General features: G+C 40.9%; 11 protein-coding genes and 1 pseudogene. 2 read left to right on the top strand and 10 right to left on the bottom strand.

Annotation, left to right across the window (positions count from 1 at the left end):
* Positions 1-17: 17 nt before the first annotated feature.
* The 7 genes and pseudogenes from VYJ22_RS04065 to VYJ22_RS04035 form a co-directional block, all read right to left on the bottom strand.
* Positions 18-1283 (bottom strand): MFS transporter, encoded by a 1266-nt coding sequence (locus tag VYJ22_RS04065; RefSeq protein ID WP_329905202.1) that lies wholly within the window; start codon positions 1281-1283, stop codon positions 18-20.
* 83 nt (positions 1284-1366) lie between these two features.
* Positions 1367-2428 carry an aldose epimerase family protein gene (locus tag VYJ22_RS04060; RefSeq protein ID WP_329905201.1) on the bottom strand — a complete coding sequence of 354 codons (1062 nt, stop codon included), beginning with the start codon at positions 2426-2428 and terminating at the stop codon, positions 1367-1369.
* A gap of 538 nt (positions 2429-2966) precedes the next feature.
* Positions 2967-3749, bottom strand: coding sequence for a malonyl-ACP O-methyltransferase BioC (gene bioC / locus VYJ22_RS04055; protein ID WP_329905200.1), 783 nt, complete (start codon positions 3747-3749; stop codon positions 2967-2969).
* Complete coding sequence (locus VYJ22_RS04050) at positions 3740-4414, bottom strand: DUF452 family protein (protein WP_329905199.1); 675 nt, start codon at positions 4412-4414, stop codon at positions 3740-3742. The genes bioC and VYJ22_RS04050 overlap by 10 nt, the downstream gene beginning before the upstream one ends.
* On the bottom strand, positions 4404-5543 hold the full coding sequence (locus VYJ22_RS04045; protein WP_329905568.1) for an 8-amino-7-oxononanoate synthase: 1140 nt from the start codon (positions 5541-5543) through the stop codon (positions 4404-4406). Before VYJ22_RS04045 ends, VYJ22_RS04050 begins: the two co-directional genes overlap by 11 nt.
* A gap of 581 nt (positions 5544-6124) precedes the next feature.
* Positions 6125-6667, bottom strand: a pseudogene (locus VYJ22_RS04040) (toprim domain-containing protein); the annotation flags it as partial.
* 362 nt (positions 6668-7029) lie between these two features.
* Positions 7030-8220, bottom strand: coding sequence for a VapE domain-containing protein (locus VYJ22_RS04035; RefSeq protein ID WP_329905197.1), 1191 nt, complete (start codon positions 8218-8220; stop codon positions 7030-7032).
* A 479-nt stretch (positions 8221-8699) separates the two neighbouring features.
* Here VYJ22_RS04035 and VYJ22_RS04030 point away from each other — a divergent pair, with 479 nt between their 5' ends.
* Together VYJ22_RS04030 and VYJ22_RS04025 are read left to right on the top strand one after the other, a co-directional pair.
* A complete protein-coding gene (locus VYJ22_RS04030) occupies positions 8700-8972 on the top strand; it encodes a helix-turn-helix domain-containing protein (protein WP_329905196.1) in 273 nt (90 codons plus the stop codon).
* A gap of 8 nt (positions 8973-8980) precedes the next feature.
* The gene (locus VYJ22_RS04025) at positions 8981-9274 is read left to right on the top strand and encodes a helix-turn-helix domain-containing protein (protein WP_329905194.1); all 294 of its coding nucleotides are present in this window, start codon (positions 8981-8983) and stop codon (positions 9272-9274) included.
* A gap of 7 nt (positions 9275-9281) precedes the next feature.
* Here the strand turns inward: VYJ22_RS04025 and VYJ22_RS04020 are convergent, their stop codons facing one another.
* The 3 genes from VYJ22_RS04020 to VYJ22_RS04010 are packed head-to-tail and all read right to left on the bottom strand — an operon-like array spanning position 9282 to position 11704.
* Positions 9282-9731: a DUF1648 domain-containing protein gene (locus VYJ22_RS04020; RefSeq protein ID WP_329905193.1), complete on the bottom strand. Its 450-nt coding sequence runs from the start codon at positions 9729-9731 to the stop codon at positions 9282-9284.
* Complete coding sequence (locus tag VYJ22_RS04015; RefSeq protein ID WP_329905191.1) at positions 9728-10672, bottom strand: hypothetical protein; 945 nt, start codon at positions 10670-10672, stop codon at positions 9728-9730. Before VYJ22_RS04015 ends, VYJ22_RS04020 begins: the two co-directional genes overlap by 4 nt.
* Positions 10673-10684: 12 nt before the next feature.
* Positions 10685-11704, bottom strand: coding sequence for a radical SAM protein (locus VYJ22_RS04010; protein WP_329905190.1), 1020 nt, complete (start codon positions 11702-11704; stop codon positions 10685-10687).
* Between the last annotated feature and the right edge of the window lie 235 nt (positions 11705-11939).

The raw sequence follows: 11939 nt of genomic DNA, 5'->3' as shown, positions 1-11939 counted from the left end.
AAAATCCGAGGTTAAGTTTATTGTACTTTGTTCATATTAGGATCAAAGTCTTCAGGCAATTGTTTTACTTTATGTCCTACCAAAGCATAATAAAGAAGGTAAACTTCTCCGATGACTACGATAGTCCAAGTCCACTGCCAACTGCCGATGCTATCAGCAAAAATACCTTGAATCAAGGGTAATACAGCACCACCTACTACACCCATCATCAGTGCACCTGAGCCCTTTGCGGTATATTTGCCAAGTTTGTCTATAGCAAGAGCAAAAATAGCAGGCCACATAATAGAATGGAAAAGGCCTACGAATACAAGCAGAAGAGGATTACCCGTAAACATGGACAATGTAACCAACACTCCGGCTCCTATAGTGGTAAATACCAACTGGGTATTGGCTGATATCTTGCTTATAAAGCTACCACACAAACGACCAATAAGCATACCGAACCAATACATAGATGCAAGCTGGGCAGCAGCACCGGTGGTATATCCATGATCCTTGATGGCATATAGGTTGATGTTACTACCTACAGCAACTTCCACACCTACATACATAAAGATAGCTATTACACCCAAAGAAAGATGGCTAAAACTCCATACGCTGCGCGAAAGTTTTTCGTCCTTAGCTACAGAAGTTCCTGCAAGATTAGGCAAGTTGAGACGGCGTACAATAAAATAAAGAATCGCAACAAAAGCAATCAATACCACCATAGGGATGAATAGAGATTGTACTTTAATATCAGCTCCACTGGCACCACCAAACACTACAAATGCAATGAAAAGCGGACCTAAGGTAGTCATCACCGAGTTACCTGCACCGGCAATACTCTGACGTTGTACGCCACTGGTGCCCTTCACATCACAAGCCACAATGTAGGGATTCACCGATGCCTGCAAATAGGTAAGACCGGTACCTGCAATAAAAGAACCAATAATGAATATGAAATAACTAAGAGGCAATACAATAGATCCAAAATTGAATGTTACAGGCCATTTCACATATTGAATAGCACTAAACTCAAAGAAAGCCAAGGCAAGCACCAAGAGAGCTATACCTACAAGGAGAGCTTGCTTGTAGCCTTTTTTCTCCAAAGTGCGTGCACTTGTAGGCCCCATAATCAGATATGCCAAGAAGAACGAGAAATTAATAAACGTGGTCAACGTATTCGTCATATCTCCCGCATCCTGAAGGAAGGCGGCCTGCATAGGCGCTTGGAATTGCTGGTTGATGCTGGTAATAAACCCGATCAAAGCCATCAAAATTACCATGGTAATAAATGGTCCCATGTAATTTTGTTTCTGTTGTGGAATTGTTGATTGAGACATTTTGTAGATGAATCTTATTTATTATTAATAATTAATTTTGATTTCTATTTTTTTGAAAAAGCAAATACTGTAGTACTCTCAAACTTCTCATCCGGGTTGAGGCGTGTAGTGGGATAATCAGGTCTATTAGGGCTATCAGGGTAGTGCTGAGTTTCTAAACAAAAAGCTGCACGAGCCGGATAGCGAGCATCATGTTTTCCTCTCATATTACCACTCATCCAATTACCTGTATAGAGTTGCACTCCGGGCTGATCTGTATACACTTCCATAACTATATTGGTCTTGGGAGAATAGCATCTGGCACAGAAACCCAGCTTACGTTGCGGTTTGTCCAATATATAAGTATGATCATACCCCCTTGCCCATACGAGCTGATCTGTCTTTTCATCTATACGCTCCCCTATTTCTTTGGGTGTAGTAAAATCCATGGGAGTTCCGGCTACATCCTCAGGTTTTCCATAGGGAATAGCCGTTTCATCTGTTGGGAGATATTGCTTGGCATTGATTTCCAAGATGTGATCGTGCACTGAGCTATCTCCATTGCCAGACAAATTAAAGTAAGAATGATTAGTGAGATTAAGGACTGTAGGTTGAGAAGTCGTAGCTTCGTAATCGATAGCTAATTCGTTTTGGTCAGAAAGGGTATAAGTTACTTTCACTTTGAGTTCGCCGGGGTATCCTTCTTCTCCGTCTTTTGACGTGTAGTTCAGCTCAAGCTTATTATCGGCAAGTTGCTTAGCATCCCAAATCACACTATTAAAACCCTTTATACCTCCATGCAATGCATTGGGGCCGTTGTTCACGGCAAGGGTGTATTCTTTATCATCGATTGAAAATTTACCTCGAGCGATACGATTGGCATACCGGCCACAAATCGCACCGAAGTATGCTTCCTCAGAGTGGATATAATCTTCGAGACAGTCATGCCCTATCACTACATCTACAAACCCTTTGTCTGATGGGATCATCAATGATACAATCTTAGCACCTTGATTAATGATATGAGCTTCGGCCCCATTCTTATTTACAAGAGAATAAAGACGCACCTCTTTGCTGTCTATCTTACCGCTAAATTTTTCGGGAGACAACTTTGCTTTATTTTCCATATCCATTTACTTAATTTATAAAATTAAGAATAATCCCATCCATAGGACTGCACAATGCAATCTATAGAGAATTTTATTCCTAAACTAATTTAATAGTGGCTTTATCAGGCTAAGTTCTTAATAGCATCCTAAAAAAATAAAAACAGAACTAAAATATTTTATTAAACGCCCTCTAAATCCTTGCAAATTAATAGTGTATTAAATCTACAAGGTTCAAATTTAATCATTTTTTTAGTTTATTGTAATATTTAGCCTGTCCTAAATAAAAATTATTTATAAATGAAGGTATCCTAAAATGAAAAGGCTGAATATTTTGCATGTAATCAGTACATCAGCCTTTGATGGGGCAAACCATCAAGCACGATAATATCCCTGTAAGCATAAGTTGAAGATCAAGAAAACGCCAAGGGCATTCAGATCACTTTTACTCATTTGCACTAACTAAATATCAAAGAGTCGATAAAGTCTACAAATGATTTTGCCCTACAATTATATAATAAAAATGGAAGTCCCCTGACTAACCAATAATGACGCTATATTACAATCTTGCAAGGATATAGATCGGATTGTAAGTCAAAGATACTTTACCTTCAGCATTGCCAAAAAGATCTCTATAGTCCTTTTCAAAACATCGAAGTTTGCAAGGTGTCCAAAAGTTATTAGTTGCGGACACGGCATTTACTCCCGTATGCTTGAGATGTTCCAGCACTTCGCGTGGAGAAGTAAACTCCATGTTATAGTGTTCTTCCTGAAAATAGCAAAGCTCAAAATGTTTTTCGAGCATTGCTTTCAAATCATCACCCTTAGGATAATGCAGACCGTGCCCTGTCAGCGTCTTAATTTCTTTAAGATTATCAGGGCCGAAGGTGCTAAGCAAGAGGTATCCGTCTTTTTTGAGATGATTCTTGATTTTAAGAAAAAAAGCATTCAGATCATGAAACCACTGCATAGTGGATGAGCACACAATAAGATCATAAGTGCCTCCGTAATTTATCTCCTCCGCGTCGCCTGCTATAAACCTTACTTTACTCCTGGTATTCGTACGAAATGACCCATGATCATAGCATTCCTCATTAAGATCATTGAGAGTCCAATACTTGATACCAAACTCATTATCCAGCAATTTGGTCATCCCGCAAGTCCCGCAACCGATATCGAGAGCAGACTTAAATTTAATCTCAGGGCAATATGCTGTGATGATGCGCAAAAGTTCATGTTGTATATGCTTTTGGGCTACAGCATTATTATCATAGGTATCTATGGCCGCTTTGAATCGCTGTGCCACAATTTCTTTATCTATCTTTTTTCTATTCAATTCCATAATTCTTCCCATCTTTCGAAACAAGAGAAGGCATAGTGGGCTTCACCATCCAGCTCTACGATCTCTACATTCATTCCAGACCAGTAATTTATCTGATTCTGCGGGGGTATTATACGATCCTTAAGTCCCACAAAAGCCCTTGTCCATAATCCTTGAGCAAGAAGTTTGGGTACAGGATGAGACTTTCCCATCTCATCGCTCATGACCCTGCCAAGCTCATCCTTTATTTCTTGAGTAGGTCTTTTTTCCAACGCTTCAAAAAGCGTTCTCAACGACTTTCCACCACACATACGACGATTAAATTTCGCACGATTTTCTTGCGAGAGGCTATCGTAAGTTCCTCTAAATATTTGCTCGGGGATGCCATAAGCATCATCACAGGGATATCCGGTACCACATACCGCCACAGCTTTTTCTATAGGCAAAGATAAACTATTACAAAATTTATCCGCAGCCCATACTCCCATTGACCACGCACATAATATGATGCTATGGTACGGAGTAAAATCAAAATCAAGGTTATCCTCCCTATAATCCCATACCGAAAGCAGGTCATAACCTGAAGGAATGATGAGTCTTTCCACCGTTTCCGGAGTCATGGCCCAACCGTTAAAAAAAAGAATGAGCTGTTTATTTTCCTCCTGATGATACAATTTATATTGCATAGTGAACTAATATTTCTTGAAGATCTTTGATTAGAGATGCTACAGGTGTAGCTGAGGTCAGTGAAAAACGAAGTCGGGATGTACCTGCAGGGACTGTAGGAGGACGTATAGGAAGTACATAATAACCCAATTTTTGCAATTGCTCAGCTACTTGGATTGTTTTGTGATTGTCACCTATCAGGAGGGGTACGATGTGACTTTCGGATGGCATAGGATAACCAAGGTCTTCAATGCTTTTTCGCAACAAGGTTGCATATTCATCCAGCATACGCCTCTTCTCTCCCAGCGTCGGGAGCGTGGTGAATATATGCATATTGAAACTCATGGTAAGGGGAGGCAATGCTGTAGAAAAGATAAGTGATCTGCATTTATTGACAAGATACTCCTTGATCACAGCATCACAGATTATATAGCCACCCATAGAGCCAAGAGCTTTACCGAAAGTCCCCAACAAAAAATCTATATCTTGTATCGTTCCGGTTTCCTCTGCGAGTCCCAATCCATTCTGTCCACGTACACCTATGCCGTGAGCTTCGTCTATGTACAGCATTACCTGTGGGAATTGCTTTTTCAAAGCCACCAGTCCACGCAAGTCTGCGATGTCACCATCCATGCTATAGATGCTTTCTGCCATGACGATGACAGATTCATAATCTCCTGCACTCTTCTGCAATATCTTTTTTAGGTGATTCAGATCATTATGTCTGAATCGTTCAAATTTACATCTTGAGAGCCTGATGCCATCAATCATGCTGGCATGTACAAGTTTGTCGGCAATAACCAAAGTATGATCATCTGCCAAAGCCGGTAAAATACCCGTATTCATATGATAGCCACTGTTGAATACGAGAGCAGCTTCTCTACCGAAAGTTTTTGCCATAGCATTCTCAAGCCTATCATATATCTCGTAGTTTCCGGTAAGTAAGCGAGACGACGCACTACCGTAAAGCTCTCCTTCATAAGGCTTCTTCTCTTCGGCAGCCAATCCCAAATAATCATTACCCGAAAGATTGAGCATTCGGGCTCCATCCTTTATTACATAAGCTCCGTCATGTAGAATGTGGTGCAAAGATCTCCTTTGCCCCATCTCATCCAATCGCTGTAATTCTTGAGAAAATCGTGATAACATTAATTGATCCATTTGTCCGTAAAGATACAGATTATCACTTTGGCAAAACACACTTACCCACGAAGAATGACTTTAAAAATACAAATACTCCAAATATTGCTGTTGTATAAACAATGAGCCATCAAAAAATACTTAATATGTTGATATATAATAAAGTAATATATCTTACTCTGTGATTTCTCTGCCAGTCTCTGTATCTTTATATCACAAAATCTGCAAAAAGTAATGTTAAATGCAAGAAAGCCACACCCACCTTTATTCAGTAATCTATCAGACTTGCTTAATAAAAAACCATCCATTATTCATACTAAGTCATAAAATAAGAAAGGGATGTTAAATAGAATTTTCTTTTCGGATCAGGCATTAATTGGAGACAATAATTATGCTAAATTAGGAGAAACTTGAAGAAATAAAGTCCGATCAAAGTTTCTCCAACATAATTTAGAACCCCTAAAAATGAAATAATGAAAAAGATAGAACATACTGAAAAAGAACTGAAACGAATAGCCTCACAACTACGCTGTCCTGAGGGGAAAGAAGGTATTGACATGGCAGAAAAAATGTTTCAGACAAATACTAATATATGTCTTGTCGTCCCGAAGCTCATACCCTCCAGCACGGTTGGCAAAGCCGATGGCAGAATACTCTCTTCCTCCTACCTCGTAGCGGATATGACGGAGATAGGGACTTGCCACGGCAAGGTCTATCTTGCGTATCTCTCGGAGATAGCTTTGCAGATGTAGGGGTAACGCTTCGCTAATGGAGAGAATCCGCCTTGTACTTGTGAAATTGGTCGTAGTAATGGTTGTTCTTTCACGATGAAAAGAAGAGGGGGCGAGGGGTGTCGCTTTTCTTTCGGCAAGATGCGCCATTGCTTTGTAGGCACTGCATCCTTGCATCTTCATAACAAGGTCGATGATGCTTCCGCCTTGGCTCGTGCCATAGTCGTGCCACAGGTTTTGCCGAAAGTCCACTTTCAGGCTGGCGTTGGGGTCTTCTCGGTAGGGTGCGTGATAAAGGGCATAGCCGTTGTAACGCTTGGCAGGCTCGATACCGCATGCGTGCAGGTAATCGGCTATCGGTATTGCCTTGATAGAGAGGAGGTCGTAATATTCGTTGTTCATTGTTGTTATCGTTGGGTTTGGATTATTCGTATTCATTGTTCGTTATTTCATTGTTCGCTCTATTTTCTCTTTTTGGAATTTTCCCCTTTTTATCTTACTACCTTTCGACACTGTGATAAGTAATTGACAGTGAAAGAGAAAGGTGTAACACTTCGTTCGCTTTTATCCTTCGACATCTCCTGTCTACACCTTCGCTCATTCATTCTGCCGTAGAAGCGTAGAAAGATGGTAGTAAGCTGTGTCGCAAGATGGACACCTACTGCAATCCTTTCTCTTTCATTGTGTTATCCTTAGTTGTAGTAACGTAGTAAGGAGAATAGGAAAGAAAAGAGAAAAGACTATTACAAGGGGGATACAGAGTGCTATGGCGGTTGCTCGGGATAAACCTTACGGACGGCATAGACATACACGGGATTGCCGTTTATCCTGCGACACTCCCTCGTATAACCTGCCTTTCGCAAGGCTTCCCCCATCCGCTTGGTGGAGAGCGATTGTCGGGTATAGCAAGAGAGACACCCCACTATCTCCGAATTGGTCATATAGAAGCGTTTCGTTGCCGTTTCCACCTCCGTGGGAAAGGTGAAATAGCGGAGCAACAGCTCCATCTCTGTCGTATAGACTTGGAAGGCTTCGCTATTTCTATGCAACTCGATAATCTCTTCATCATTGAACCAATAGCGAAAGCCTTCATTCAATAGGGTCTTGGCTTCGCTGTAAACGGCATCCATCGGAATGCTCTTGGCTCGGTCTATCTCTATCGTCAGCACTTCAAAGGGGAGGAAGCGTCTGCTTCCTGTCGGGTCGGTAAGGAAGTCGTTGCCATTGACCGAAGCCACGAAACTTGCCAAGTGGGGTCGCTCCTCGATGTGCTTTTCGTAAGGAATACGGTACTTTATCTGCGGACAGGTAATAAGATTCTTCAGCTCGTTCTCGTCTCGTTTATTGAGGGCTTTGAGTTGGTCGTCAATATTGATGATGAGGTTTTGCCCGATAAGGCTCAGCACGTCCTTCTCCTGCGGATATATCTTCCCCGTATAGCGGTAATCGGAGAGGGGCGGTGGACAGAGCAAGTCAAGGAACGTGGTCTTGAACTTGCCCTGCTCGCCTGTCAGCACAAGGCAGGTATGGTTACGGCATTGTCTGTCGTCCATCGCATTGGCGACCACTGCCACCAACCACTTGATAAGGTATTCTTTCCATTTCTCGGGATTGGTTACACTCACGCAGTCGGCAAGGGCGGTAATCGCTTCTGTATTCCTATCCGCCAGCGGTAAGGCGTGGAAATAGGCTTGCACGGGATTGATGCGTGGGGAGAAATCGCTTTCGATGATGCTGTACAGGTTCTCGGGCGAGGTCTGTACATCGGCTTCCTTGTCCAACGCTCGCTTGAGGGTATTGATGCGGTAGCGGTCTATGGCTGTGTAATCGCTCGTTCCTCGTGGACGATATTCCGCTCGATGCAACACGGTGTTGTACCGAAACTCATACCGTGCCAAAAGGAACTCCTCTATTTGGGCGTTCTTGGAGGGATTGTCCTTCTCTTCTTTTTTCATTGTTCGTACTTCTTCTGTTTGCTTGGTTTTGAACTTTCATCCGAAATGGGATGCTGAAACCAAGTTACAGAGGCGAATACAGAGTCCCAAGGTTAGTGTGTCTGTTGCTTCGAGGTACAGAAAAATGCTCCGAGAATGGAGGGGATAAACAATGGAAATCGGGACAAAAACGCACGAAAGGTGAGAACAGAGAGGGGAACGGCTCTATAAGCGACTTCATCGGATTGCTAAAATCTGCATCCTTTTTCTTCAGGCAAGAGAGGGGCGTTTGTTTTCATCGGTAAGAGAGCCACTTCTAACCATATCAGAGCCACAAGTACGCACTTAGAGAAAAGGGGGTAAAACAGGCGGTTTGTGCTTGTACTTTTGCCTCAGACTTCCTTCTATTTCCCTTGATTTCATCAGGTCTGGAAATAAGGGATTCGCCTGCGTACATTTGCACCGAACGAAGTGAAAATGACAATTAAAACGATATTGATATGAGATTTACCGCCATTGACACCTCCGCTTGGGAGGAATTGAAAAAGAGCATCGAAGAGCTGGCTCTTTGTATGAGAGAAGAGTTCGGCACAAAGTCCGAAGTCCCCGACCTGTTGCACAACGGGGACGTGTGCCGAATACTAAACATCAGCAAGCGAACGCTCCAGCACTATCGGGACACGTCCGTGCTGCCCTTTATCCAAATCGGGCATAAGTGCTATTACAAACGTGAGGATGTGGAAGCACTCCTTACTAAGTCTAACCGTCAATAACCGCAACTATGGAGTATGAAACCATTAACAAAGAAACGCCCGAGATGAAACAACTCATCTCAGGCATCAAAGAAGTGAGCAAACGTCTTCGGGAGATTGCCCAAACACATCGTCCGCTATTCGAGGGAGAAATCTACCTCACAGGGCGAGAGGTCTGTGAACGGCTCTTCATCAGCCCTCGCACCTTGCAGGACTATCGGGATAAGGGCATTATTCCCTACACCCAAATCGCAGGGAAAATCCTCTATCGTCTCTCCGACATCAACAGATTACTGCAAGAGAATTATCACAAAAGGAGTTAGTGTATTTTCACTTGTTTTTCATCAATTGGATTACTCCATAAAGCACGCTAATGATAGGGAGTGAAAGTATAAACACATAAAGAAGAATAGGAATCTTCTCTACCGATAATGACATAAAGAGAATAACACATGCCACAACTAAACTGACAACGAGACGTAATACGGCAACAAATAGAGATCCTGAAGCATAAACCTTTTCTCTATTCTTATCCGTTACTTTGAAAGGGTAGTTGTATACTTGTGGGTATTTAGTCAAAACACCAAGAAAAATATTAATGACTATGTTACCAATAACAAAGTACCACAATGTGTTCTTACTTCCCCAAGAATCAACTTCTCCATTAAAACCATAATGTGTAGGGATCAGAGAAGGAATTTTCTCGTAGAATGCAATAAAAAAAAACAGCGTTACAATCACGGTAATTGTCGCCAAAGCGTTAAATACAGTTACTCTCATGGCAGATAGATATTGGATACCACTATATTTTTTACAACTTCTCTATTCGCATTTGTGATACTCCCTGGATAAGCTCTTTCTACTTCATTGATGAATGATTCAACTTTGTCATTTAATTGTTCATTTAAAAGAATAGACGACAGCGTTGGATCTCCATTTTTCAACATCCAGACCCTTAGAGCAGTATTTCTCACGCCCACGCCCTTTTTGTCGATTTTATCTTCTTTATTGCCAGATGTCACAAGAGCATGTTTAGTAATCGCAACTGCAGCCCCCGCAGCAAGAGTAGCTCCAAGTGCGTAGTTGACAACTACGGCACCAAGGAAAACAACAGCCGCAGTAATCACAAAAATCGTAAACCCAACAGCTCCAAGATGAGGAGTTGGAGATGGCAACGTAAAATCGACATTGCTACCTGTCATTGTAGAGATTGCCTTTAGCAAAGATGGGTTATTCATGATCTCTTCCTTCAAAAGCATCAACCATTGACTATCATCGTTTTTGTCAATATAAAGATTTAGTTCTTTTAGTCTTTCGATGAATAATTTTAGGTCTTGTCCTTTTACAGCCTTGTTTACAATAGGATCAGAGAATGCCACAATCATATCAATTAATTGATTATCTCGAATCAGATTTTCGTCAACATTTTCAAACCCTCTTGCATTGAGAAATTCTTGCCTATTGTTCAAAAACTCTTCAGCAGACTTGGGGTTATTGATAAACTCTTCAGATAGCGTTGTGATTAGGTTTAAGAAAATGGACGCTTTAAGGTCAATTGGAACAGACACGGAATTATTTTCGTAATCCTTCGCCTTAATAGCAATATTCATAGCCTCAATGTCCAAACCATTCATATAAGACCCCATATCGCATGATTCAATCAATATGGATGTCGCTAAAACGGCGGCAACACCTTTTAATGCGTTATTCTTTTTACTCATATCGATTCCTTTTTATTTGTTTAGCATTCTTCTTTTAATATCATATTCTAAAAGGACATTTCCTGCATATTTAGACATATTCTCTGCTATATAATTAGCATATCTTCGGTCTAAAAAAAGCTCTGCACAGTCAACACAAGGATGTCTTCTTTCTTTGTTTTTCTCGGGTATTTTCATATCAGATTTCAAGATTGATAAGACTTTATGAGGGCCATAGCAATATATCCAAATTTTAAGAAAATCGGAAAATTGATTTTCGTGCAATTGAGACATCTGCCCTCGTTTTTCTACACTTCCTAAGCGTAAGAACGGAATGTATTCAGCAGTGATACCACAGCAAGCCATTAAATTCGAATACGGATTTATTGAAATTGTTGTAAATAAATTGTCGCACCCATCGTTAAAGTCACCAAGTACGCTTTCTCCGTATGACAATGATTCCGCATTTTCAAATGTTACCCACAAACCATTTTTAATAACAAGCCGACCTCCTGAATTATCCGACAAAATACGCTTAACTTGCGGATTGTTTATGAGATTAGTACTCGTATACAACGCATCTCTCTTGTATTCAACATTTACTGCGCAAAATAGATTCGCCCAATTTGCCGCAAAAATTGCATTTACGATATTGTTTTCAGGTACAAATTTTTGATGTTCATCTCCTGTACTATAGTTGATTTCGTCTAATCCAGACTTCTTAAGTCGATCAACAATCTTCTTTGCTTCGCCTAAAGATCGAGCCCAATGAGCATTCGTTACAACTCTGACCACTAAGCCTTGCTTTTTTCCATAGGATATTATCCGACAGAGTTTATCCATATTCAGCGTGCATTCCCCTCCTGTTATAACTAAAACTTTAATTGTGGAAAAAGATTGGAGAGCCTCGTCTATGAACGCATAAGCATCTTTTTCTGATATTTCGGCTGTCTCTTTTGGAGAGCATTTAAAGCAACAATTCAAGCATGCAGCGGAGCATTTTCTAGTTATTATAAGAGAGATGGTATATGGGCAAACTATTGACTTCTCCATATTTATAAATCTTCTTTGGTAAACCTTGTCTATTGCTCTTCTATTGACAATCTCAAGTTTTGCTAATATCTCGAACTATTCTTTTTTATCTTATAAGATAGCGTTTTAATCTACACCTAAGAGAATATTCAGCCAGATTTCATCGTTCAAATAAACAATGTAACATGTCAAGAATGTAATAATAAAAACAGAACTAACAAAGAGATTCAGTGCAAAATCAGAAAAAGCCCTACAT

Origin of the sequence: Porphyromonas pogonae (genome assembly GCF_036320655.1) — a bacterium.
GTDB classification, from domain to species: domain Bacteria; phylum Bacteroidota; class Bacteroidia; order Bacteroidales; family Porphyromonadaceae; genus Porphyromonas; species Porphyromonas pogonae.
Note: the sequence above shows the minus strand (reverse complement) of the source record. Positions and strands in the feature narration are given on the sequence as shown.

What these genes read in the sequence shown, in the direction of transcription:
- VYJ22_RS04065 (WP_329905202.1), bottom strand. Translation starts at nt 1,283, where the DNA reads ATGGGACCATTTATTACCATGGTAATTTTGATGGCTTTGATCGGGTTT.
- VYJ22_RS04060 (WP_329905201.1), bottom strand. Translation starts at nt 2,428, where the DNA reads ATGGAAAATAAAGCAAAGTTGTCTCCCGAAAAATTTAGCGGTAAGATA.
- bioC (WP_329905200.1), bottom strand. Translation starts at nt 3,749, where the DNA reads ATGGAATTGAATAGAAAAAAGATAGATAAAGAAATTGTGGCACAGCGA.
- VYJ22_RS04050 (WP_329905199.1), bottom strand. Translation starts at nt 4,414, where the DNA reads ATGCAATATAAATTGTATCATCAGGAGGAAAATAAACAGCTCATTCTT.
- VYJ22_RS04045 (WP_329905568.1), bottom strand. Translation starts at nt 5,543, where the DNA reads ATGTTATCACGATTTTCTCAAGAATTACAGCGATTGGATGAGATGGGG.
- VYJ22_RS04035 (WP_329905197.1), bottom strand. Translation starts at nt 8,220, where the DNA reads ATGAAAAAAGAAGAGAAGGACAATCCCTCCAAGAACGCCCAAATAGAG.
- VYJ22_RS04030 (WP_329905196.1), top strand. Translation starts at nt 8,700, where the DNA reads ATGAGATTTACCGCCATTGACACCTCCGCTTGGGAGGAATTGAAAAAG.
- VYJ22_RS04025 (WP_329905194.1), top strand. Translation starts at nt 8,981, where the DNA reads ATGGAGTATGAAACCATTAACAAAGAAACGCCCGAGATGAAACAACTC.
- VYJ22_RS04020 (WP_329905193.1), bottom strand. Translation starts at nt 9,731, where the DNA reads ATGAGAGTAACTGTATTTAACGCTTTGGCGACAATTACCGTGATTGTA.
- VYJ22_RS04015 (WP_329905191.1), bottom strand. Translation starts at nt 10,672, where the DNA reads ATGAGTAAAAAGAATAACGCATTAAAAGGTGTTGCCGCCGTTTTAGCG.
- VYJ22_RS04010 (WP_329905190.1), bottom strand. Translation starts at nt 11,704, where the DNA reads ATGGAGAAGTCAATAGTTTGCCCATATACCATCTCTCTTATAATAACT.